Annotated in this window: 23 protein-coding genes, 3 tRNA genes and 2 pseudogenes; 19 read left to right on the forward strand and 9 right to left on the reverse strand. The window is 60.1% G+C overall.

Annotated elements, in window-relative coordinates; genetic code table 11:
* Positions 1-65: 65 nt before the first annotated feature.
* Positions 66-1,286: a PLP-dependent aminotransferase family protein gene (locus tag IB244_RS27040; RefSeq protein WP_192306235.1), complete on the forward strand. Its 1,221-nt coding sequence runs from the start codon at positions 66-68 to the stop codon at positions 1,284-1,286.
* A gap of 26 nt (positions 1,287-1,312) precedes the next feature.
* Here the strand turns inward: IB244_RS27040 and IB244_RS27045 are convergent, their stop codons facing one another.
* Positions 1,313-2,371: an aldo/keto reductase gene (locus IB244_RS27045; RefSeq protein ID WP_018858642.1), complete on the reverse strand. Its 1,059-nt coding sequence runs from the start codon at positions 2,369-2,371 to the stop codon at positions 1,313-1,315.
* Between the two features lie 163 nt (positions 2,372-2,534).
* Between IB244_RS27045 and IB244_RS27050 the strand changes: the two are divergent.
* From IB244_RS27050 to IB244_RS27115, 15 genes and pseudogenes are all read left to right on the forward strand, one after another.
* Positions 2,535-3,512 (forward strand): annotated as a pseudogene (locus tag IB244_RS27050) (ABC transporter substrate-binding protein).
* 17 nt (positions 3,513-3,529) lie between these two features.
* Positions 3,530-5,224 carry an ABC transporter permease gene (locus IB244_RS27055; protein WP_192306236.1) on the forward strand — a complete coding sequence of 565 codons (1,695 nt, stop codon included), beginning with the start codon at positions 3,530-3,532 and terminating at the stop codon, positions 5,222-5,224.
* Positions 5,212-6,240 carry an ABC transporter ATP-binding protein gene (locus IB244_RS27060; protein ID WP_192306237.1) on the forward strand — a complete coding sequence of 343 codons (1,029 nt, stop codon included), beginning with the start codon at positions 5,212-5,214 and terminating at the stop codon, positions 6,238-6,240. Before IB244_RS27055 ends, IB244_RS27060 begins: the two co-directional genes overlap by 13 nt.
* 68 nt (positions 6,241-6,308) lie before the next feature.
* On the forward strand, positions 6,309-7,418 hold the full coding sequence (locus IB244_RS27065) for an endonuclease/exonuclease/phosphatase family protein (RefSeq protein ID WP_192306238.1): 1,110 nt from the start codon (positions 6,309-6,311) through the stop codon (positions 7,416-7,418).
* On the forward strand, positions 7,415-8,161 hold the full coding sequence (locus tag IB244_RS27070; RefSeq protein WP_018858637.1) for an NUDIX hydrolase: 747 nt from the start codon (positions 7,415-7,417) through the stop codon (positions 8,159-8,161). Before IB244_RS27065 ends, IB244_RS27070 begins: the two co-directional genes overlap by 4 nt.
* A gap of 68 nt (positions 8,162-8,229) precedes the next feature.
* Positions 8,230-9,141, forward strand: coding sequence for a PhzF family phenazine biosynthesis protein (locus IB244_RS27075; RefSeq protein ID WP_192306239.1), 912 nt, complete (start codon positions 8,230-8,232; stop codon positions 9,139-9,141).
* A 124-nt stretch (positions 9,142-9,265) separates the two neighbouring features.
* Positions 9,266-9,341: transfer RNA gene (locus IB244_RS27080), tRNA-Lys, on the forward strand.
* Positions 9,342-9,532: 191 nt separating this feature from the next.
* On the forward strand, positions 9,533-9,811 hold the full coding sequence (locus IB244_RS27085) for a hypothetical protein (protein WP_210258390.1): 279 nt from the start codon (positions 9,533-9,535) through the stop codon (positions 9,809-9,811).
* Positions 9,812-10,298: 487 nt separating this feature from the next.
* On the forward strand, positions 10,299-10,481 hold the full coding sequence (locus IB244_RS32565) for a hypothetical protein (protein WP_082728602.1): 183 nt from the start codon (positions 10,299-10,301) through the stop codon (positions 10,479-10,481).
* Positions 10,482-10,765: 284 nt separating this feature from the next.
* Positions 10,766-11,151, forward strand: a pseudogene (locus tag IB244_RS27090) (DUF1236 domain-containing protein).
* 391 nt (positions 11,152-11,542) lie between these two features.
* Positions 11,543-12,139, forward strand: coding sequence for a BA14K family protein (locus tag IB244_RS27095; protein WP_192306240.1), 597 nt, complete (start codon positions 11,543-11,545; stop codon positions 12,137-12,139).
* 194 nt (positions 12,140-12,333) lie between these two features.
* Positions 12,334-12,564: a hypothetical protein gene (locus IB244_RS27100; RefSeq protein WP_113471427.1), complete on the forward strand. Its 231-nt coding sequence runs from the start codon at positions 12,334-12,336 to the stop codon at positions 12,562-12,564.
* Between the two features lie 241 nt (positions 12,565-12,805).
* Complete coding sequence (locus tag IB244_RS27105; RefSeq protein ID WP_082728603.1) at positions 12,806-13,078, forward strand: hypothetical protein; 273 nt, start codon at positions 12,806-12,808, stop codon at positions 13,076-13,078.
* 376 nt (positions 13,079-13,454) lie between these two features.
* The gene (locus IB244_RS27110) at positions 13,455-13,976 is read left to right on the forward strand and encodes a DUF992 domain-containing protein (protein WP_113471428.1); all 522 of its coding nucleotides are present in this window, start codon (positions 13,455-13,457) and stop codon (positions 13,974-13,976) included.
* 92 nt (positions 13,977-14,068) lie between these two features.
* The gene (locus IB244_RS27115; RefSeq protein ID WP_192306242.1) at positions 14,069-14,320 is read left to right on the forward strand and encodes a hypothetical protein; all 252 of its coding nucleotides are present in this window, start codon (positions 14,069-14,071) and stop codon (positions 14,318-14,320) included.
* 14 nt (positions 14,321-14,334) lie between these two features.
* On the opposite strand, the gene IB244_RS32570 is transcribed toward IB244_RS27115, so the two are convergent.
* Both IB244_RS32570 and IB244_RS27120 read right to left on the reverse strand, forming a co-directional pair.
* A complete protein-coding gene (locus IB244_RS32570; protein ID WP_113471430.1) occupies positions 14,335-14,520 on the reverse strand; it encodes a hypothetical protein in 186 nt (61 codons plus the stop codon).
* A 101-nt stretch (positions 14,521-14,621) separates the two neighbouring features.
* Positions 14,622-15,563, reverse strand: a complete 942-nt coding sequence (locus IB244_RS27120) for a lytic transglycosylase domain-containing protein (RefSeq protein ID WP_192306281.1) — start codon at positions 15,561-15,563, stop codon at positions 14,622-14,624.
* Between the two features lie 211 nt (positions 15,564-15,774).
* Here IB244_RS27120 and IB244_RS27125 point away from each other — a divergent pair, with 211 nt between their 5' ends.
* The 3 genes from IB244_RS27125 (at position 15,775) to IB244_RS27135 (ending at position 19,327) form a co-directional block, all read left to right on the forward strand.
* Complete coding sequence (locus tag IB244_RS27125) at positions 15,775-16,539, forward strand: TIM barrel protein (protein ID WP_018858631.1); 765 nt, start codon at positions 15,775-15,777, stop codon at positions 16,537-16,539.
* A 120-nt stretch (positions 16,540-16,659) separates the two neighbouring features.
* Positions 16,660-17,886 (forward strand): adenylate/guanylate cyclase domain-containing protein, encoded by a 1,227-nt coding sequence (locus tag IB244_RS27130; RefSeq protein WP_192306243.1) that lies wholly within the window; start codon positions 16,660-16,662, stop codon positions 17,884-17,886.
* Between the two features lie 109 nt (positions 17,887-17,995).
* Positions 17,996-19,327 (forward strand): NAD(P)/FAD-dependent oxidoreductase, encoded by a 1,332-nt coding sequence (locus IB244_RS27135; protein WP_192306244.1) that lies wholly within the window; start codon positions 17,996-17,998, stop codon positions 19,325-19,327.
* A 60-nt stretch (positions 19,328-19,387) separates the two neighbouring features.
* Here the strand turns inward: IB244_RS27135 and IB244_RS27140 are convergent.
* The 6 genes from IB244_RS27140 to gloA all read right to left on the reverse strand — a co-directional run bounded on the left by IB244_RS27140 (position 19,388) and on the right by gloA (position 23,238).
* A tRNA-Glu gene (locus IB244_RS27140) sits at positions 19,388-19,462 on the reverse strand.
* 93 nt (positions 19,463-19,555) lie between these two features.
* A complete protein-coding gene (locus IB244_RS27145) occupies positions 19,556-20,107 on the reverse strand; it encodes an alpha/beta fold hydrolase (protein ID WP_018858628.1) in 552 nt (183 codons plus the stop codon).
* A gap of 161 nt (positions 20,108-20,268) precedes the next feature.
* Complete coding sequence (locus IB244_RS27150) at positions 20,269-21,039, reverse strand: SDR family NAD(P)-dependent oxidoreductase (protein WP_026371976.1); 771 nt, start codon at positions 21,037-21,039, stop codon at positions 20,269-20,271.
* A gap of 266 nt (positions 21,040-21,305) precedes the next feature.
* Positions 21,306-21,380 (reverse strand) — tRNA-Glu (locus tag IB244_RS27155).
* A 197-nt stretch (positions 21,381-21,577) separates the two neighbouring features.
* Positions 21,578-22,642: a YcbK family protein gene (locus tag IB244_RS27160; RefSeq protein WP_192306245.1), complete on the reverse strand. Its 1,065-nt coding sequence runs from the start codon at positions 22,640-22,642 to the stop codon at positions 21,578-21,580.
* A 155-nt stretch (positions 22,643-22,797) separates the two neighbouring features.
* Complete coding sequence (gene gloA, locus IB244_RS27165) at positions 22,798-23,238, reverse strand: lactoylglutathione lyase (RefSeq protein ID WP_018858625.1); 441 nt, start codon at positions 23,236-23,238, stop codon at positions 22,798-22,800.
* Between the last annotated feature and the right edge of the window lie 73 nt (positions 23,239-23,311).

Raw genomic sequence — 23,311 nt, forward strand, 5'->3', positions numbered from 1 at the left:
ATGTTGACTTATTATTTGTTGCGTGGTTCTGTCGCCTAAAGACAAAAAATTACGAGGAAATGCCCATGCTGAATTGGGAAAGCATATTCGCGACGCGTTCTTCCCGTATGCGTGCTTCGGAGATTCGCGAGCTTCTGAAGCTTCTTGACCGCCCAGATATTATTTCCTTTGCCGGTGGTATTCCGGATCCGGCGCTTTTCCCCGATCAGGAATTCAAGGCGGCCTACGTCGATATCTTCGATAGCTCGGCCGTGAACTCGGCGCTGCAGTATTCGGTCAGCGAGGGCTACAAGCCGCTCCGCGAATGGCTGGTCAAGCAGATGGCCGCCATCGGCATCCCTTGCGAACTCGATAACGTCTTCATCGTTTCTGGCTCGCAGCAGGGCTTGGATTATCTCGGCAAGCTTTTCCTCTCGCCCAATGACACGGCGCTGGTCACCTGGCCGACCTACCTCGGTGCGCTCCAGGCCTTCAATGCCTATGAGCCGGCCTACGATCAATTGACGCCGAACGGCAACCGCACGCCTGATTCCTACAAGGCGCAGGCCGCGAGCGCGGGCGGCAAGGTGAAGTTCGCCTATCTCTCGGCCGACTTTGCCAATCCGACGGGCGAGACTGTCGATCAGGCTGGACGAGAGAAGGTTCTTGCCCTGGCAGAGGAACTCGATATCGCAGTCATCGAAGATGCCGCGTATCAATCACTCCGCTACGATGGGACGCCGATCGCGCCGATTCTGGCGACGGAGATCGCGAAGAAGGGGCACATCAACGATACCCGCACGATCTACTGCGGCAGCTTCTCGAAGACGCTTGCGCCGGGCCTGCGCGTTGGCTTCATCGTCGCCAACGCTCCCGTTATCCGCAAGCTTGTTCTGATGAAACAGGCGGCTGACCTGCACTCCTCGACGATCAATCAGATGGCGATCGCGCATGTCGCGGAACGCAGTTTCGATGCACAGGTCGCCAAGATCAAGTCGGTTTATAGTCACCGCCGCAATGTCATGCTGGCGGCGCTTGAGAAGTACATGCCTGCAGGCACGAGCTGGACGAAGCCCGAAGGCGGCATGTTCATCTGGGTGACGCTGCCTGATGGCATGGATGGCGCGAAGCTGCTAGCCAAGTCGCTGGAAACGGCCAACGTCGCCTTCGTCCCGGGCAAGGCCTTCTTCGCCGATGGTTCGGGTGAGAACACCTTCCGCGTCAGCTTCTCCTGCGCCAACGATCAAATGATCGAGGAGGGGATCAGCCGCCTTGGTGCGTTGATCGCCGGTGAAATCGGCGGTTGATCAACCGCCGACCTCTTCAGAGCCAACTATCGATTGAGGTGTGGGCCGAGCAATTCGAGGTCCGCCTCACTCAGCCGGTCGCTGGCCGTGTTCAGCTGGTGCCAATACGGATAGAGCACGGGCGGCAGGCTGACCGCGTCCAGTCGACTGCGCTCCTGCTCGGTCAGCTTCAGCTCGGCCGCGGCGAGATTGTCCTTGAACTGGGCTTCGGTGCGCCCTCCGATGATGACAGACGTGACCGCCTTGCGGCCGATCAGCCAGGCAAGCGCCACCTGGGCTGCCGAGACACCGCGCTCATCGGCGATCGCCACCAGCGTTTCCACGATATTCCAGAGGCGGTTTTCATCGCGGATCGGCGGCTCGGTCCAGCCTGAGAACTGCCGCGAACCCTCAGGTGCTGCCCGGTTGCGTCGATGCTTGCCCGAAAGCAGGCCGGCAGCAAGCGGGCTCCAGACGAGGACACCGAGGCCCTGGTCGATGCTGATCGGAAGGAGTTCATATTCCGCATCGCGTGCTTCGAGCGTGTAGTGGATCTGCTGGCTGACGAACCGCTCCCGCTTTTCCCTCGCGCTGACGCCGAGCGCCTTCATGATATGCCAACCGGAGAAATTGGAGCAGCCGACATAGCGGACCTTGCCCTGGCGCACGAGTGTATCGAGCGCCTCCATGGTTTCCTCCAGTGGCGTCTGCCCGTCCCACTCGTGAAGCTGGTAGAGGTCGATGACGTCAGTCTTCATGCGCCGCAGGCTGGCCTCGCAGGCGCCGATCAAGTGATAGCGCGACAGGCCGGTGTCGTTCGGGCCGTCTCCCATGCGAAAGCGCGCCTTGGTGGCGATGAGAACGCCGTCCTTGCGCGGCCCGCCGATGATCTCGCCGAGGATTTCCTCGCAAACACCCTGCGAGTAGACGTCGGCAGTGTCGATCAGGTTGACGCCGGCGTCTATGCACAGGTCGACAAGCCTGCGTGCCTCGGTAACGCCGAGATCGCCAACCATCTTTGCCCAGCCTTGGCCACCGAATGTCATGGTGCCCATCGTCAAGGTCGAAATCTTCAGGCCAGAACGGCCAAGAAGCCGGTATTCCATTTGCGCTCCTCCAAAATGCACAAGTCAAAACGTGCGGTAGAAGATAGGGGCGGGGAAGGTGGGTCAAGGGCAGATGTCCGACGTCTTGGTACCGAAGCCGACTGTCACAATCATGTTATCCGCGATGGCTAAGGAACGGGTCTCCCACCACCGAGGACCAATCATGAAGACGATCGTTTCCGCCGCCGCGCTACTCGCAGCGAGCTTGCTTGCAATCCCAGCCTCCGCCGCCAATCTCGTCCTCTATACGAGCCAGCCGAACGAGGACGCGCAGGCAACCGTGGATGGCTTCATGGCAGCCAATCCGGACGTCAAGGTAGACTGGGTGCGCGATGGCACGCCCAAGATCATGGCGAAGCTGCAGGCGGAGATCGAGGCCGACAATCCCGTCGCCGACGTCCTGCTGATCGCCGACACGGTGACGCTCGAGCGTCTGAAGAAAGCCGGCAAACTGCTCGCCTACAAGTCGCCGGAAGCTGCCGGCTACGACGCGGCACTCTACGACGGTGACGGCTACTACTATTCGACCAAGCTGATCACGACAGGCATCGTCTACAACACCTCTGCCGCGTTCAAGCCGACCAGCTGGAAGGACCTGACGAAGGCCGAAGCCAAGGGTCTCGTGACCATGCCGAGCCCCTTGACGTCGGGTGCAGCCCTCATTCATGCGCAGACGCTGGCCGGCGTCAGCAGCCTCGGCTGGGATTTCTACAAGGATCTTGCCGCCAATGGCGCGACCGCCGCAGGTGGAAACGGTGCTGTGCTCAAGTAGGTTGCCTCGGGTGAAAAAGCCTTCGGCATGATCGTCGACTACATGCCGATCCGCGAAAAGGCCAAGGGCGCGCCGGTCGCATTCGTCTTCCCGACGGAAGGCGTCTCCGCCGTCACGGAGCCGGTCGGTATTCTCGCAAGTTCGAAGAATGCCGATGCGGCGAAGAAATTCGTCGATTACGTGCTCTCTGAAAAGGGGCAGGAAGGCTTCCTCAAGCTCGGCTATATCCCCGCCCGCAACGGCATGAAGCTGCCGGAAGGCTTCCCGGCTCGTGACAGCATCAAGGTGCTGCCAGTCAATGCCGCGGAGGCGCTGAAGACTACCGATCAGGACCTCAAGACCTTTTCCGGCATTTACGGCTCGAACTGATCGCCGCCGGAAAGCAGATGCGCGGATATGTTCGTCCTGGAAACAGCCAGCCTGCTTGGCTGTTTCCTTTTGTCGTTATCATTGTCCTGATACTTAGCGTGCTGCCGCTAGCGCGGCTCGCGATGACAGGCATTGCGGCGCTCGCAAAGGGCGGCGTCGGCGCGGTGCTCAGCGATCCTGCCCTTTGGGCGGCAACCTACTACACGCTCGCCACGGCCATTCTTGGCACACTGATCTCGCTTGCCATCGGCTGCGCCTTCGCGTTCCTGCTGACGCTGACGGATATCAGCGGCAAGGGAGCGCTAAGCTTCCTGTTCGTCCTGCCGATGATGATCCCGCCGCAGGTGACGGCGCTTGCCTGGGTGCAGATGTCCGGGCCGTCAAGCCCACTGCTGAAGGCGTTGCACCTTGCGCCTCCGCTTGGATCGCCGCAGCCGCTTTATTCGGTCGGGGGCATTTCGCTGCTCTACGGAGTACAGCACGCGCCGCTCGTTTATCTCGCCCTCCGTGCAGGCCTGATGGCGTTGCCTTGCGATGGTGTCGAGGCGGCGCGTCTTGCTGGGGCGGGCAGCTTTCGGGTCTTCCGCGATATCATCCTGCCGCTTTCGTTGCCGGGCATCATTGCCGGTGCCGCAATCTCTTTCGTATCCTGTACAGGCAACTTCGGCATTCCCGCCATTCTCGGCATACCCGCCTCGATCTACACGCTTCCGACACTTATCTTCACTAAGTTCTCCGCCTTTACGAGCCGTACTTTCGGCGACGTTGCAGTGCTTTCGGCACTGATCGCGATCATTTCCGTTGCCGGGCTTGCCATTCAGGATCGCGCCCTGCGCGGACGCGACTACCGCGTCCTCGGGCTTTCGGGCGCGACCGCGGCCTTCGAGTTGGGGCGCTGGAAGCTCCTTTTGCAGCCGCTGCTCTGGCTCTGCATCTTCTTCATGCTGGTAGCGCCATTCTTCGCTCTCCTCGCCGGTGCACTCGTGCCGGCCTATGGCGTGCCGTTGACCTTCAAGACCCTGTCGGCAAGCGCCTTCTACGAAATTCTCTTCCGTCAGGCGGTCACGCGCACGGCTTTCGCCAATTCGCTCAATCTCGCGGCGGGGACGGCGCTATGTCTCCTCTTGGTGACCGTGCTGACGGCTTACGCGTTGACCCGGCGGAAGGACCTGCTGGGCCGGATCGTTTCGAGCCTGATCGAGATTCCCTATTCGCTGCCCGGCATCGTCATGGCCGTGTGCTTCATTCTGGTGTTTGCCGCACCGATTCCGATCCTGCATGTGACGCTCTACGGAACGATCTGGATCATTCTGATCGCCTACCTCTCCAGTTTCTTTGCCGTTAGCCTGAAGCCTGTCGTCAGTGCGTTCCATCAGCTCGATCCGGCACTGGAGGAGGCGGCAAAGCTTTCGGGAGCGGGCTTCTTCCGGCGGCTCGCCGACATCATAGTGCCCTTGATCGCGCCCGCTGCCGGCGCGTCGGTGATCCTGGTCTTCCTGATCGCTTGCAATGAGCTGACTATTTCCGCGCTTTTGTGGTCGGCCGGGACGCAGACGCTTGGCGTCGCCATCTACAATCTCGACGACAGCGGTAGTTCCGATCTCGCGTCGGCGCTCTCCGTGCTCGTCGTTCTTATGGTCGTCTTCATGATGCTTCTCCTGGAATTGATGGCAAAACGCCTGCCGAGAGGAGTCGTACCGTGGCGGAACTGATCCTCAACCATCTTGCCAAGGACTTCGGTACCGGGCGCGCGGCGGTCGCCGACTTCTCCCTGAAAGTGCGGCATGGCGGCTTCCTGGCGCTGCTCGGACCGTCTGGCTGCGGCAAGACAACTGTTCTGCGCATGATCGCCGGTTTCGAGGCGCCAACCGACGGCTCGATCCATCTTGGCGAGCGGCTGCTTGCAAACGCCTCGAGGTCGCTACCACCGGAACGGCGCAACATGGCAATGGTGTTCCAATCCTATGCGCTGTGGCCGCATATGAGCGTCGCAGACAATGTCGGCTATCCTCTGAAGGTGCGCGGCATCTCCGGCGAGTCCTACAGACAGAAGGTCCGCGAGGCACTGGCGACGGTGAGGCTCGCCGACCATGCCGAGCGGCGTCCCGCCGATCTCTCCGGCGGCCAGCGACAGCGCGTGGCATTGGCCCGCTGCCTTGTCTCGTCACCTGATGTCGTGCTGCTCGACGAGCCGCTTGCCAATCTCGACCGGCACCTGAAGCAAGAGATGGAGGAAACGTTCCGCGAATTCCACCAGCGCTCCGGAGCGACCATGGTTTATGTGACGCACGATCAGAGCGAGGCGATGGCACTTGCGACTGATGTTGCGGTCATGTCCGAGGGCCGCCTTCTGCAGGCTGCGCCGCCTGCGGAGATCTACGCCCGGCCAGAGGGCCGGCTGGTCGGTGGGCTGATCGGTCGCGGTGCGATCCTCTCGCTTTCATCTCCAGTTGGTGACATCAGGCTTCTCGATTGGAACGCTCTCGAGCCCATGCTGTCTCACGAGGCGAGGCACCAGCCGAGAGTGGATGTGTTGGTGCGCCAGGAAGACGTCTTGATTGCTGGTGAAGGCGTTCCAGCACGCGTCGAGTCGATCCTCTACGAAGGCGAACGCTACGCCGTGAAGTTGCTGCTTGGTGACGGACAGGTGCTTCGCGCATTCAACCGTGAGCGCTTGCGGGTCGGCGAAAGCGTGTGGGTCGTTGCGCGCGCCGCCTGGCGTCTCTGATCGCGAAACGTCTTTCCGAAGCGGGGCTTAGCCACTACTAATGGCATAACGCCAATTGGAAATGTTCGATGTCGCTTCGCATTGCCACCTTCAACGTCGAAAACCTCATGACGCGTTTCGACTTTACCGGCTTCCGCAACCAGTTGCGCCAAGACCGGGTCATCAAGCTTTTCGAAGTGCGCAGTGAAGGCGTCTACCAGCAGCTCGAGCAGGCGCGGGTGATCGCTTCCACCGACGATACCCGACAGATGACGGCGCTCGCGATTGCCGACGCCGACGCCGACATTCTCTGCCTGCAGGAAGTCGACAACATGGAGGCGTTGCAAGCCTTCGAATACGGCTATCTCTTCAGGATGGTCGGCAACGGTTACCGGCAAAAATATCTCGTCGAGGGCAACGACAGCCGCGGGATCGACGTCGCAGTCCTGATGCGGGAAGAGACACGTGACGGGCAGAAGATCGAGCTCAAGCAGATCAAGAGCCATGCAATGCTCACCTATCGCGATCTGGGGCTTTTCAACGACCAATTGGCGCTGACCAACCGCATCGACGACAAGATCTTCAAGCGCGACTGCCTGGAACTGGAGCTCGAGATCGGTGGCGTCGCGCTGTCGCTCTACGTGGTCCATTTCAAGTCGATGGACGGGCCGCGCACGAATGGCGTCGACAGCAGGCTCGGCACCATGCCGATCCGGCGGGCCGAGGCGCTGGCGGTTCGCCGTATCATCGAGGACCGCTTTCACGGTCATACCGATGACAAGAGGTTCGTTATATGTGGTGACATGAACGATTATCAGGAGCGCGTCGACGTCATCGGGCGCCGCCAAACGGGCTACCGCTTCGAGCATCAGGTCGAGAGCATCAGCGCGCTCGACGTCTTCAGTCGCGACGGCTTTTTGGAGAATGTCGTGCGCCGCCGTGATCCGCTCGACCGCTGGACGCTCTACCATGCCCGTGGACCCGAAGAGCAATGGCTGTGTCAGCTCGACTACATCTGGCTCTCGAAGGCGCTCGCCAGAACGAATGTCGGACGCCTGCCGGAGATCGTTCGACATGGACAGCCTTACCGCACGGCCTTCCCGACCGGCCAGGAGGTCGAGCGTTATCCTCGCACCGGCTGGGACCGGCCAAAGGCCTCCGACCATTGCCCCGTTGTCATGACACTGGATTTGATATGAACCTGCATTTCTCCGAGGATTTCGCCGGCTGGCCGCCGGAGCAGACCGTATTTCCGATTGCTGGGCTGGACCTTCGCGTTCTCGCCGGGGACCATTCCTTTTATGTCGCGGAGCACGAGGCGATCCGGGAGAACTGGGCGAAGGAAACGGCTGCAAACCCGGCGCTGTTCGACGGCCGCATGGTCTTTCAGGAGCGGCTGGCTCTAACCGATGCCGGCATAGCAGGCGAGGGCCATGTCATCCCGTTTTCTACATTCATGTGGTGGCGTCGCCAACCGAGCCGGCAAGGCGGCATCCATCTGTTCGCCTATCCGGTCCTCGAAACCTCGGACGGCGCGCTGGTGGCTATCCGCATGGGGAGCCATACGGCCAATCCCGGCCAGGTCTATTTCGCTGCCGGTTCCCTCGAACCCGAGGACGTCAGCGAAGGTCGTTGCGACGTCGAAGGCAATATGCGTCGCGAGGTGATGGAGGAGACGGGGCTTGACCTCAACGAGGCCAAGGCCGGCGATCGCTACTACGCGAGCCATGTCAGGCGCACGGTGACTGTGCTGCGTCTCTTCCGCTTCGACCTGACCGCCGATGACATGATAGAGAAGATCCACGCACACATGCTGGTTGCCGACGACAAGGAGATTGCCGGCGCGGTTGCTATACGTTCGGCCGACCCGAAGGCACACCCCTACAATATTGCGATGCTCCCCGTCATCGACTGGTACTTCCGGGAACGGCGCGGCGCTTAACGCCTTGCGCTCGGTCGTCCGGTCGGGCAGGTTGGCGAAACGAGGATCGAGACCATCAGGAGGCCGATGTGGGGCGAAGCTACAGCGTCTATGACGTGTTCACCGACCGCAAGCTCGCCGGAAATCCGCTCGCCGTTATCTTCGATGGTGACGATTTGAGCGATGACGCCATGCAGGCGATCGCCAAGGAAATGAGCCTTTCGGAAACGGTCTTCGTGCAGCCGTCGGGTAATCCCGCTTACACGGCGAGAATCCGCATCTTCACGCCCGGGCGGGAGCTTCCCTTTGCAGGGCATCCGACCGTTGGAACGGCGATCGCTCTCGCCGAGCAGGCGCATGGCGGCTCGAGCATCGATCTCGTTTCGGTGCTGGAGGAAAATGTCGGACCGGTGCGTTGCGCCGTTCGCCTGCGGGAAGGCGAGGCGAGTTTTGCCGAGTTCGACCTGCCGCGGAAGTCGCAGCAGATCACGATGCCGCTCGACAAGCTTGGAATCGCCAATGCTTTGTCGTTGAAGATGACCGAGATCGGCTTTGAGAACCACGTACCGTCGTTGTGGAGCGCCGGCGTGCCGTACCTGATGGTGCCGGTGCACGACGTCGGCGCCGCGCAGCACATGGAGTTCGACCCGCAACTTTGGGAAGAGACCGTTCCCTTCGTGGATGGCGCGCTTGCCTCGGCCTATATCTACTGCCGGGGCGGCGTGAACCATGTGGCGAAATTCCATGCGCGGATGTTTGCGAGCGGCATGGGGATCGTGGAGGACCCTGCGACCGGGTCGGCTGCCGCCGCGCTCTCCGGCACCATTCACTATTTCGACCGTCTGACGGACGGGCACCATGGCATGACGATCGAGCAGGGCGTGGAAATGGGCCGGCCATCCTTCATTCATCTGCACATGGATGTTGAAGGCGGAACGATCTCAAATGCCCGGATCGGCGGGCAGGCTGTGCGCATCGCAAGCGGAACGCTGGACCTTTGATTTCATTGCATTTCAGCCATGCGCAAAAATCTTCGCATTTAACCAAAGAATTTTCAGGCAGGCGCTAGACAAGCCGAACGATCCTGTTTATACGCCCCCTCACACCGCGCAACACGGCGGTTACGGGTGATTAGCTCAGTTGGTAGAGCAGCTGACTCTTAATCAGCGGGTCGTAGGTTCGAGCCCTACATCACCCACCAAAAACCTCAAGAAAAGTAAGCAGTTAGAAAAAAACTCCCAAGCGGGAGTTCTGGCCATTCTGCCAATTCTGTCACAAACTTTGTCACAAAATCGAAAGTAGCTTCCGTCATCCAAGCCCCGCGCCGGGACACAGGCGCGTGCATCCCGTCGGCGTTAAAGCAGCGAGTTCTCATTAGAGCAGCGTGGAGGTTTGCAGCTATCGCCGGCGGCTAATGCGGTGCATGTCGACAATGCGGCCGTCAGTTCGACGGATTGCGATCTCGAAGCGGGTGTTGCCTCGCCACGCACGATAGATGAAGAACCTGCCACGGCAGTCGACCCGACGAACATCGCGGAAGCCGCGATTGCGAAGCAGTCGTTCACCCTGACTACAGGTTATCCCTCGACCTCTATTGAGGCTGCTACCGATCCCGATGTGTATGCTGATGTCGGTTTGGGCAATCGCTTCACGGGGAAGCGCCACCGGTGACGCCACTATTGCCAAGGCGAGCACTGATGAGACGAGCGAAGATCCACGCATTATTGTGACGATACTCATAATCATCCTCACTGTTTGACTCATGCCGGTCCTGAAAAACGCCCGACATGACCGTTTCGGCCAGACCATCACGAGGAAAAGAACGCGATAGTTGCATAGGGCGAGGCCGGATAGGCCTGACCGTGGCGGCTCCCAGATTATCAGCAAATGTCAGAATCCGTAATCGTGTCGGTGGGTTGCAAACCAGAGACTGGTTCGGCGAGCGATGAAATGGACGATAATTGCGTCAGCGACTTTGAGATGACGAGCTTTCAGCTTGACACGGTGTCAATTGGCAGCCACCGGTTCGAGGCAGAGGCATTGATCGGCGCATGGGTTGTGTGAAGCTTGAATGGAAGCAGGGGACAGCGGTTTAGCGCGGGGCCGCTTTCGTCTAACATCTCTTTCTCGTAAACCGCTGCAGCCAGGAGAAGCATGAATGAGCAGATTTCGGGCATTTGTAGCAGCTGGAGCGATGATCAGTCTTTCCACGCTTCTGTCGGCCTGCGGGACGCCCCCGAACTCGATGGGCAATGCGTCAGGCTATGAGCCGGGAGATTCAATGAATCGAGCCTGCTCCGACGGCTTCAGACCCAGCGACGGCCGGTCCTGCAGTTACTGACGGGCGGTAGCGCCTGCCGAAGGGCGATCCGTCCGACGGCTGCGCGCCCTCGTTGCACGGGATCCTCCCGTCGCCTCTCCAGCAATGGTTTGCGCGCCCTCATCGGTTAGATGACCTTCGCCCGCTGCCATTCCATCACCAATTCCCCATCCGTCCACCTGAGACGACGATCGGACCGAAGTCGGGTTTCGTCTCCGACCGAGGTCTGACAAGTGGAACCGGGAGGATTTTGCCTCGTTGGTTTCAAGAGCGGCCCGTCGGGTCGCCTTTTCAAGGAGGAGAATATGCTTATTAAACAATCTATTGGCGCGGTCGCAGCATTGATCTTTGCGTCTGGCGCGGCATTCGCACAATCGTCCACTGTCAATGGCGCCGTTGGCGGCGCGGCCACCGGCGCGATTGTCGGTGGACCGGTGGGCGCGGCTGTTGGCGGTGTGACCGGTGCGGCAGTTGGCGCCATGCTTGAACCGCCGCAGACGGTTGTCACCTATGTCCGCGAGGTCCCGGCTCCGCAGGCACGGGTCGTCGTCGAGGAAAAGATCGTCGTCGGTCAGCCGCTTCCGGAGACCGTTGTCCTAACACCAATCCGAAGTTTGCATACGCGGTCGTGCACGACGAGCGTTTGATCGTCGAGCCTTCATCGCGCAAGGTTATCCGGGTTCTCAACTGATCCTGGTTCGAGAGCGCGGCTATGCTGCGCGCAACCAACCCCAATCAAATTGACGTCAAGGACATACGCTGCGGCTCGATGCCGTACGTAGCGTGCGCCTTGTCGTCCACGGAGAAGAGACATGGAACACAAGAAACTATCCATGATTGTTGGGCAGTGGCGATCGGATAGACGCCGCCGGCGGCGCTTGGCTCGGGTATTGCCGGCAAGACGATAGTGACGCGGAACAAAGTTCCCTCGCACGGGTTTCTTGGCTGATCGCGATTATCTCGACCGGGCCTGCGCCGCCTCGCCATGGGGCAGCCGCAAGGCGCCATTTTAAGGCGTCGTGCGGCTCCGCAGATCGAGCGCAGAGGGCGCATGCATCAGTCATGAGGGTAGGGAAGCTGTCATGAGAGCGATTGCAACGATGCTGTTCGGCATTGCCTCGGCTGTCGGGGCCTGTTTCATCGGGGCTGCGGCCGCCACCTACATCCTCGCCGTGCCTGATGGGCGGCAGTTCGCGAATCTGGATACACCGAACCTTTGGACTGCATCTCCCGAGCGGGTTGACGCACGTAGTCAGAAGTTCGAGCGGATTGCGCCCCTTGTGTCAGCGGCCTATCCCGTTACATCCGCAGCACCCAAGCCCAAGGCGGACGTGGTAGCAAATTCCGCGTCCGAGGACTCATCGACGGACGCCGCCTCGGCGTCACTTCGTAACGAGCATCAACAATGGTGCGCGTCGCGATACCGGTCCTACGATCGTGCCCGTGACACCTATCACTCCTACAGCGGTCAAATCCGCATCTGCGTGTCGCCCCTCGCCGCCCCATCGATGGAGATCACTGGATCGGTGAGTGGAAACCCAGACCATCTCGCGTGGTGCTTTGCGCGTTATGCGTCCTATCGGGCAAACGACAATACATACCAGCCGTACGGCCGACCGAGGCGCGAATGTGTCTCGCCATTCTCCAGCAACACCAGTGCCGAGACTGCCAGCCAATGACGCTGTTCCGGCGAACTTGAGCCACCGCCGGTCCTTTCGCACGGCAAAAAAGACTGTGGGAACCAACAGTGTGGCGCAGCGTTTTAGGCACAGTTCCAAGGCGATCCGCACGCCCGCCTTGGCCTTTCCAAAAGTCCCTGTCATCTGCCCCGCTTGCGGGGCTCCTTTCTGCTTGTCGAGGAAGGGGAGCCACCATGTCACATAAGCGCTACAGTCGTCGCGACGAGCCGCTACATTCCATGGATCTGTCAGTCTGCCATCGGGTGCTCGATCACATCCGCAACGAGCAGGGGATCGAAGCGTCCTCGGACGAATCCGATCGGATCGCCTCAATCATCATCGAGTTTTATCGCCAGGGAGTCCGTGACGAGAAACAGTTGCACACGCTGATCGACGTGGCGCGCGGGTGTGCGCATCGATCTTAGTGGACAAAACGAACAATGGTTGGGAACAGAAGCGAACCACCGGCGTTTTTCGCTCAGGTCGTGCCGCCCTAGGCACGTTGTTTTGAAGTGCAACGATATTAGAGAGCCCCGCCGACACCGCGGGGCTTTTCCTTTGTCGTCTTTTCAGCCGGCTCTTGTAGGACTTAGGTCCTATAGGACCTCAAAAACCTGAACCATATGCAGGCCTGGCGCGTTGATCTCCAGAGAAAGGAGACTGACCATGAAACGGTTGATCATCGCAATGGCCGGCCTCGCAGCAGTACTGGTGAGTGCTCCTGCCGACGCCCAAGGTGTCTATTTCGAGTTCGGTTCCGGCGGCCACAGGTATTATGATGATTCACCACCGCCTCGTTACTACCGATACGGCCCAAGGTACCGTGATTACGACTATGACGGACCGCGCTACGCCCGCCGCGACGTATGCTGGAGGGTGCCTTACCAGCACCGAAGCCACCACCACTATATCACCAGGTATAGAACGGTTTGCGAATAGAGAATCGGCCTCGCGTGAAGCGAGGCTTTTTCTCGGGAACCTGGCGTTTCTGCCGCCATCCGCCCTAGACGCCCCAGCCTGATTTTGCCGCGTTGGCCGTCCCACCTATGCACGGCGGTTTTCTCGGGCCTACTTCTCCCGGTCCTCAAGGCAGAACTGTCTCACCAAAATCGGTCTGAGGTCGCGGATCGGGCGAGCCCTTGTGTTTGGCTGTGATCGAGCTGTTTTAGATGGGCGGCGCGCTGCCGGGCGCTGGCAAGGATGCTCACGAATTGGCTCAATTAGCGTGCAAGATCGGAAGGGCAGCCATGCATCAGCGGCCTTGGTAAATCATAGCGATGCGCTATCTATCTCCGTGCAATACAAGGAGAAAATGATGAAGAAGATTGCAACCGCAGTTGCTGCCGTATCGCTGATGCAAGCCTTGGCCACGAGCGTCGGTGCTGCCGATTTGGTCACCACTTATCAGCAGCCCGAGCCCGACCTGAGTGACGGCGTCAAGATCGGGATTCTGACCTGTGACGTCGGTGGCGGTGTCGGTTATGTCCTCGGTTCGGCAAAATCGGTCGATTGCGTTTTCAGCCCGACATCGGGCAGCGAGACGCAGGATCGGTACGCGGGTGCGATCCGCAAACTGGGCGTTGATATCGGATTTACCACGCGCGGCCGGATTGTGTGGGCGGTGTTTGCGCCGACGACGGGATACCATCGCGGTTCGCTGGGCGGCCTTTACCAGGGCGCATCGGCCGAAGCGACGCTTGTCGCCGGTGTTGGTGCCAACATCCTCGTCGGCGGCACCAGTGGCTCGGTGCAGTTGCAGACGCTGAGCGTGACCGGACAGCTCGGCCTCAACGTTGCCGCTACCGGAACGTCCATGACGTTGACGCCACAAGGCTAACGGCGTCTCGCCGGCTATCGATTGGCGCGCTCTTGAATAAATCTGGCCGCATTCTTGTGCGGCCAGCTTGGGCTTCGGCTCAGGAGGGAGAGATGAGATATACCCCAATAATCATGGCGATAGCGCTTGCCGGCTGCAACACGACTGTACCGCCGCTTGGGCCTGTGCCGGGAAGCCTGACCTATGGACGCGTCGTGCGCTCGCCGTACCCGCCTGGAACGGTGATCAATAACACGTTCCTGGGAAAATGGGGTTACCGCACATTCGAGAAATACGTGGTCCAGCCTGATGGAACGCTTAAGTTGACCTCCCAGCAGACGGCCCCGGATTTTCTGGTCTTCTGATATTTTCGCTGCCGCTATCGAAGTTTCGGTGGCTTACTGGTGATATTCGCCTGAATTTCGTGTTCAGGGACGCGGCGCCCGAGGAGCTTGTGCAATTTGCGCTCTTCGGCGGAATCGGCACCGTTCCGCCTGCCTTGGTTGGCGATGCTCCGGCCCCTCGGCCCCGGATTTCTAATCTGTCGGTTTTGCGTGCTGTGCATGGCTCTTTCCTCCCTCCGGGGAAACGCACAACTCGCGCCAAAGTTCATGGCTCCACCGGAAAATTCGCCGTCGCCGATCCGCAGCAGGGGCCGAAATGGTCTCAGTTTCGGAAGACGGTGCAGGCTGCCCCGGCGGCACGGACGGTCATGCAAACCTTGTCAGCTTCAGCGCGAGTCTCTCTGCCGATACGAGCAGCAAAGCGCGGCCTGAAGCCAAAGCTGCGATCCCGCATGCGCACGATGACCGGCTCCTCGCTCGCGAGAGGTGCGGGAAGTTGACGTGCGACTGCGGTAAATAGGCGAAGTGCTGCGGCATCGTTGCTATTTGCCGCAAGCTGGGCGCCCCATGGCGCCCACTGACCCTGTTGGACCGAGGCGGTTTCGGTCAGGCGGCGCTTGCTGGCAAGCTCTATGCAACCATCGATGAAGGATTTGTCCGGAATGAGAAACTGCGCAGCCTCGACAGGCGGATCGTTCTTCCACTGCTCGATCGTATTCGCCGTGATGTCAAGAACGTAGCTGCGTGTCTCGAAGGGGAGCAGGCCCGTATCGAGATAGTCGGAGAGGCCCTGCTCGCCGGCATTATAGGCCGCGGCAGCGAGGCCGAGATTGCCAAAGCGTATTCGCAGCTCGTCGAGGTAGCGCGCTGATTCCTTGAGGGATTCGAGGATATCGAAACTATCCCTCAATCCGCGCAGCCTTGCGGTGCCAGGCATGAACTGCGCAATGCCCTGCGCGCCTTTGGGACTGATGGCGCCTGCCTGAAAACGGCTTTCCCGCCAGATCAACCGGGCGAAATATTCCGGCGGCAGGTCGTTTTCCCGCGCGAAGTGATCGATCGCGATGCAGAGATCGCGCCCGTAAGTTTCGCGGGTTATACATAGGCGCTCGCCAGAGTTCGGCATGTCGAGGGAATAGACACAGACACGATGCGACGTTGCAGCGGGCGGCTGGGAGAGGGCCATCTGGGTAAGTGCCAACAGAAAGCTGGCCACCAGCGCTACGATGCGTGCTTTGCCAAACGATACGCCCACCGCAGCCATCGTCCCTCTGTCGCCATTCCTGACTTTCTGGATCGAGCCGGAAAAGATACGCCCGTCAATGATGACGGGCGGAGTTGGGAGATTAATACGCACCCGCACGTTAGCAATCTTGAATATGACGTCAAGTCAGAAACGGAGCATGGAAGCTTTTTGCCATTTGCCGCGGCTCGACTATTGTCGGCGAAAGAGTTCCCGATTCAGCGAGGCCGCCATGAGACTTTCCGCCTGCATCGAATGGCTGTTCGCAGCTGACGCCGACAACTTCGCGGACAGGATCCGCCTTGCGCACGCGCACGGCGTGGAGGCAGTCGAATTCTGGAAGTGGACGAACAAGGATATCGGCAGCATCGAATGGGCGCTGACGGAAACCGGCATAGAACTCACGAGTTTTGTGGCGGAACCGATGATTGCCCTGACAGACAGAACCAATAAGGAAGCGTTTCTGAAAGGTCTGAAAAGTTCGATCGCAACGGCAAGACGCCTCGGCGCGCACACCCTGATTGCGCAGGCAGGTGATGATCTTGCCGGCAAGTCTCGCGAGGAGCAGAAGGCAGCGCTGATCGAAACCCTGACCGCCGCCGGCGAAATTCTCGAGGGCAGTGGGGTTCGCCTCGGCCTCGAGCCGCTCAACACGCTGATCGACCACGTCGGCTATTTCCTTCATTCAACGGTGGAAGGTCTCGAGATCGTAAGGGCGACGGGGCGTTCCGAGATCGGCATTGTCTATGATGTCTATCATTCCGCCGTCATGGGAGAGGACACGGCCGAGGTGATCGGCGATGATATCGACCGAGTTTTCCACGTCCATGTAGCCGATCATCCGGGACGGAATGAGCCCGGCAGCGGAAATGTCGACCTTAAGCGACGGGTCGATTGGCTTGTCGAACATGGCTACCGAGGCGCGATCGGGCTGGAATACAGGCCGCTGGCAGCGAGCGCTGCGACGATTGTGGAGACCCGGCGTATGCTCGGCTAGAAGCCGGGTGACTCAGACTCCGATGGACGCAACCATTTCAATCTGCAGAGTCACGCACCATCTAGGGGATGAATGATGTCCTTCTCAATCGGGACGCGACCGTGTTTGTGGAGTATAGCCATGCAATCCGTTTCGGACGTGCCTTTGTCTTTCAACGATCAGAGTGAGGGCGTGTGGCCCTCGCGTCGGCGAAAGATCATCGATTGGCTGGTCACGGAAACGCGTGACGAGCGCTTCATCGACAACATCTTCGTGCAGATGTGCCAGCGGCTCCGGAACGAAGGCGTACCGGTAGCGCGCGCATCGTTGCACTTCAGGACGCTTCATCCGCAATGGCTCGGAGCACGTATCCTGTGGCGCACCGGGTTGGCCGAGGCCAAGATCGATACGTTCGGCTATGGCGTCGAGAAGACACCGCAGTTTCGCAACAGTCCGGTCAACGAGATCTTCAGCGGCGCGATCGAGGTTCGCAAAAACCTCGAGGCTATGAGAGACGGAGACGGCCACCATCAATTTTATGACGAACTGATACGTGATGGGCTTACGGAATATATCGCTTGGCCGATGGAGCACACACTCGGAAAGCGCCACATCGCGACCTTCGCCAGCGACCGGCCCGGCGGTTTTTCTGACGAGCACACTGCTTTCCTCCAGGATCTTCTGCCCGCCTTGACACTGGTGACCGAGATCCGCCTCAAGAACATTCTCGCGCGCACGTTGTTGGAGACCTATGTCGGGCCGCATGCCAGCGGACAGATCCTTGCTGGGGCGACAACACGTGGCAGCGGGGCCACCGTCGGTGCGGCGATCCTGATCTGCGATCTGCGCGATTTCACGACGATCTCGGATCAATGGCCGCGCGATGACGTGATCGAGTTGCTGAACGGCTATTTCGACGCGATGTCGGAGCCAATTGAGAAACACGGCGGCGAGATCCTAAAATTCATGGGCGACGGGATGTTGGCGATCTTCCCGCTGACCGATCCGATGGCCTGCAGAAACCTCCTGACGGCGATCAAGGAGGCCGACGCCGCGGTCGCTGCGCTCAACGAGGAGAATGCGCGCGAGGGTCGCGAGGTGCTGCGCTACGGTATCGGCGTGCATGTCGGCGACGTCATGTATGGCAACATCGGCTCGCGCCGCCGGTTGGATTTCACGGTCATTGGGCCTGCGGTCAACGTGGCATCGCGTCTGGAAAGCCTGACGAAAGAGATCAAGCGGCCGGTGCTCTTCTCCAGGGCCTTCGTCGAGATGGCTTCGTGCAAGGAAGGCATGGAAAGCCTCGGCGCGTTCCCTCTGCGTGGTTTGGGCGAGCCAGTTGATGTGTTTGCCTTCAAGCGATCCTGAAGCTGTAAGATATGCAGACGAAGCGCGGGCAGGGTTCCTAAAATCGGGGCGGGGTTGTAGGGCTACACAAGCCAAACGATCTTGAGTCCCTGCCAGGAGACAATCCCTCATGCCCGGTCCCTATGTTGTTCCCGTCCATGGCGACGAGGAGCTTCCGAAAGAGTGCGACGTCGTTGTGATCGGCGGCGGCATTGTCGGTTGCTCCACGGCGCTGGAACTCGCCGAACGCGGCCTGCGCGTGACGCTTTGCGAGAAAGGCGGGATTGGGAAGGAACAATCGAGCCGGAACTGGGGCTGGGTGCGGATCTCGATGCGCGATCCGCGCGAGGTGCCGCTGATGGCAGAGGCGCTGAGAATCTGGGATGGCCTCGACAAGCGCACGGGGCGCGATACGGGTTTCAAGCGCGCCGGCATCATCTTCACCTGCGCCAATGATAAGGAGGTGGCGGAGCGCGAGCGTTGGCGCACCAATCTGGACGGCTACCAGATCGAATCCCGCATGCTAACGGCGCAAGAATTCGGTGAAACGGTTCCCGGCTCAAGTGTCGATATGGCGGGAGCGCTCTACACGCCGGCCGATGGGCGGGCGGAGCCGCAGAAGGCGGCACCGGCGATCGCCGAAGCGGCACGCGACAAGGGAGCGACCATTCTCACGGAGTGCGCTGTACGCGGCATCGAGACCTCGGCAGGGGCCGTTAGCGGTGTCGTGACGGAACGCGGCGCGATCGCCTGCAAGGCCGTGGTCCTGGCCGGCGGCGCGTGGTCCAGCCTGTTTGCCGGTCGCTTCGGCATCGATCTGCCGCAACTGAAGGTGCTGAACAGCGTTATGCGCACGAAGCCGCTGGAAGACGGGCCGGCGCAAACGATATGGGCCAAGGATTTCGCCATCCGCAACCGGCAGGACGGTGGTTACACAGTGGCCTGCGGCCACGACAACATCGTCGATATCGTGCCGGCCTCGTTCCGCCATGCTGCTGCGTTTCTGCCGGCCTTGCGGGCAGAGTGGAAGTCGCTTTCCTTCCGCCTCGCTGGCCGCTTCTTTGACGAGCTGCGCATTCCGCGGCGCTGGTCAATGGATGACGCAAGTCCGTTCGAGTATCACCGTGTTCTCGATCCGGTGCCCTCGAAGAGGTTGACGCTGGATGCACTCGACAGTCTGAAGAAGGCTTTTCCGGTTTTCGCAAAGGCGGAAATCGCACAGCGTTGGGGCGGCTACATCGATGTCACGCCGGATGCCGTGCCCGTCATCTCGGCGGTCGATTCCATTCCCGGCTTTCATATCGCGACCGGATTCTCCGGCCACGGTTTCGGCATTGGACCGGCAGCGGGACGGCTGATGGCTGATATCGTCACGGGCCGGGCGCCCGTCGTCGACCCGAAAGCGTTCCGGCTCTCGCGCTTCAGCGACGGCTCGAAGGTAGAACTGATCAGCGGCTTCTGATTTCGTGTATGAATGGAACTCGCGCCAATGCGCCATTCGGCAATCTGGAATCGAGTGGTTTGGTACGCCCTAGGGGAATCGAACCCCTCTTTACAGAATGAGAATCTGTTGTCCTAACCGATAGACGAAGGGCGCATCTGACAAGAAAATAGGAACGGCATGGCTGTTCGGCAAGACGTTCAGCTTGCTGGAAAAGAGAACCGGCGCGCGCTTCGGCGTGCTGACAGCTTAGCCGGCTGAAAGTATGTCTCGTGCAACGTCGCTCATATCGTTGTTGAGCTGGTGATCCCTGCGGTCGAGTGTGCGAACCACGGCGTGCGGAATCGCCTTCGCACAGAGATGAACATGGGCAGTGGGTACCACGTCGTCGGCGGCGCCATGATAGAGATAGATGGGAAGGCCGGGCGGGAGACCCTCTGAGACGTCCTTGCAGTCGCCGATGCCGTCGCTCGGCCATCCGCCTTCGCCGATGAAGGGCGCAGCGATGACGAATAGCCCTCCGAACCTCGGTTTCGGCTGCTGTTCGGCAAGCACATGGATCAAAATGGTGCCGCCGACTGAGTGAGCGACGAGAATTGCCCCGTCGTCCAGCGAAGCGAGTTCTCTCGTTAACGCAGGCTCCCACGCTGCGTAGCTTGGATCGTCCTCATTGGGCATTCGGGGATAGCGGACGGTATAGCTTTCGCCGAGTTCGCGCTCGAGGCTGGTCACGAGCTTGCTGTCCCAGCAATCGTAGACGCCTTCGCCGGCTCCTTGTACGAAGAGGACCTGCCTAGCCATCCGGCAACTCTATTCGGCGGGGCAGGCCGAAGCAAGGCTGGTCCATACTCAGCATGAGTAGCGATACCAACGCGTTGTCGAATCCAGGCTGAATTCAAAGAAACCGACACGCCCCACGGAAAATCGTCGTTCTCGTCTGCATAGCATTGTGCACCTTGGCATCAGGCGACTGACCATCCGCCGTCTACGAGCAGGTTCGCGCCGGTGACTAGGCTCGCAGCTGGTGACGCAAGGAAAACGACGGCACCCACCACATCATCGGTTTCACCGATCCGGCCGAGCGGAATGTGAGCAAGCGTTGCTTTGTAATTGTCGGCGTCGGATAGAAAAGGTGCCGTACCATCCGTGTGGATGAACGTCGGCGATACGGTATTCACGGTGACATTATAGCGTGCCCATTCGGCTGCAAGGCAGCGCGTGAGGTGATTGATTGCCGCCTTGCTCATGCAATAGATTGCCTCGCCGCGCAGTGCCACGGTGCCGGCCTGTGAGCTGATGTTGATGATCCGGCCGCTGTTGCGCTTGATCATCTGACGGCCCACCGCCTGCGTCATCAGAAACGTGCCCTTGATGTTGACATCAAGTATTTCGTCAAGGTCTTTCTCCTCAACGAGTTCTGCAAGATTGCCCGGAGCCACGCCGACGTTGTTGACGAGTACGTCGATCCGACCGAACTTCGTAAGCGCCGCGTCGACGGCTTGTGCGATATGGACCCTGTTGGGAATGTCCAGTTCGACAGGGAGGACCTTTCGTCCCATGCCCTCGAGTTCGGCGACCAGGCCTGCCGACGCCGCGACATCGCGGATCCCCAAGACAATATCGGAGCCGCCTGCGGCACAGGCAAGCGCGCAAGCCCGACCGATGCCACGGCTCGCTCCCGTCACGAAAGTCACCTTGCCCGCAAGGCTGAAGTCCGGCGCGTTCTTCTGCATAATCATCCCTCCCTCGATGAAGCTCATTTATGGCAGCGTCGACGCTCGGATGCCAGATGTTCTGCGCACGCTGAGGAGGCCGACTGGAGGAAGCAGGCGTGTTGCCGAGTCGCGAGTCAAGGCGAGGGCGCTACAGGCTCAAAGGCTACGCGTCGTCGGTTGACCGACCGGATTTCATTCCAGATTCACTAGCATTTGACGCGACGCACAACAATGTTACGAGGATATCGTGTAAACGTCAAAAGCCAAATGATTTCAATGACCGATGGCACGCCCTAGGGGAGTCGAACCCCTCTTCCCAGAATGAAAATCTGGTGTCCTAACCGATAGACGAAGGGCGCTTCCTTCGTGGTGGCGCCCTTATAGTCAGGCACTTTGAATCCCGCAAGCAGCAAATTGGATTTTTTTCAAAATAATGACAGGATTCTTTTGCGGCAGCGAAATGGCGTTTATTGCAGCCGAATCAAAACGCTATGGATCGATGTTCCCAATCCTTCACACGAGCTTTCGTAACGCTAATGGCAGCGAAGCGTGAGCGTCACAGAGCGCGAGCAAGGGGCGATGCAGCCGTCCCACCACCGCAGCCCCAGTTCCAGTCGCGGCTTTTTCCGGTATCGAGATGGACGGAATTCGTGTGGCAGTAGGTACCGACACCGCCGCGATCAGGCAGCGAGCGGATATAGCTTGCGATATCCCATTTCGACACGCCGTCGATCTGAATATCGGCCGCGTCGCATGTCTTGTGCATGGATTCTTCGGCGCCGCCGACCATGCGGTTATGGTCCGGGTCGCGATATCCCGACGTGACGACGAGCGGCTTGCCGAAGTGCTTTTCGACCGCCCTGATCACATTCAACAGGTTCGGCTTGAAGCAGCCGACCTCTACCTTGTCGTTTTGAAGATGCAGGCCGTTGGGCGCAATTCGCGTCATGCCGGGCAGTGAGGCTTTTTGCAGTAGCCCGGAGAGACTGCCGAGCAGGTTTTGCCTCGGCGCGCTATAGAGCGCATTCATCGTCTGGCCTGCCAGTGCTCCGGTCGAGAGCGAGGCACTCTGAACCGGCTCGCCGCGTATGGCCGTGTTCTGTGAGGACTGCTGCGGCAACAGGGGGTGAGTCTGCTGCGTTTGCTGGGGCTGATCGACAGGAAGCTGGCTGCTGTAGACGCTCGAGCGCATGGGGCTGACACCAGCCGGCGTGTAGGCGTTGCCCGTGACGGGTTGCACCTGGGTCGATGTCGGGTTGTTCTGCGGCAGCGTGTGTGCCGAGAAGATGCTCATCGCCTGCGCGTTGATCCCGGTTGATTGCATTGCGAGACCGCCGATATTGGCGGGAGCCGAAGCGGTCGATCCTACTGCCATCGTCTGCGCGGCCGGAACCTGGGCCGGCTGCTGACCCGATACATTCGCCACCATAGGGTCGCGATAGCCGGGTTGGGCGGCGGGCGCGGCGGTGGCCTGTTGAACGGCTGCAGTCGATTCGACTGGGGAAACGACAGCGGCAGCGTCGGCGGCCTTCTTGTCCGACACGCAGCCGCTGAGCACCAGCGCTGACGTGGCGATGAGAAGGGCAGGTCCGAAAGCTATCCGCTTTTCAACAGCGAGCACGCGAGCATTCTCCAGAGGACGGCGAGAGCTGCGCCAAAACGCATCGTTCGCCTCGAGTCGGCTGGAGAGTGCCCGCGCCACTGGCCTGCGGCAAGCGCGATGCGGACACGCAGGTCCGAAATCGCAAAAGCCGCAAGCCTCGCAAAAGCCTCGGCTTACCAGGCGCCGGTATTGCCCATCGAAGCCCAGGGCTCGGCTGTCGGGAGGCTGCCGCCCTTCTGCAGAATCTCGATCGAGATCCCGTCCGGTGAGCGTACGAAGGCCATGTGGCCGTCGCGCGGCGGACGATTGATGGTGATACCGTTGTCCATCAGCTTCTGGCAGGTGGCATAGATATCGTCGACCTCATAGGCGAGGTGACCGAAATTGCGGCCGCCCGTGTAGTCCTCGGTATCCCAATTGTAGGTCAGTTCCAGGCAGGGCGCGCCCTTGGCACTGGCCTCGGTTTTGTCGCCGGGCGCTGCAAGGAAAACGAGCGTGAAGCGGCCCTTCTCGTTCTCCGTGCGCCTAATTTCCTCGAGTCCGAAGAGCTTGGTGTAAAAATGCAGGGAGGCGTCCAGATCTTTCACGCGAACCATGGTGTGGAGATAACGCATTCTATTTCCTCTCTAATGCGGGGTCTTGGATTCTGTCGGAATCTTATGTGGCGGAACACCAGCTTCGGGCAAG

This window comes from Rhizobium sp. RHZ02 (assembly GCF_014851575.1).
Lineage (GTDB): Bacteria > Pseudomonadota > Alphaproteobacteria > Rhizobiales > Rhizobiaceae > Rhizobium > Rhizobium altiplani.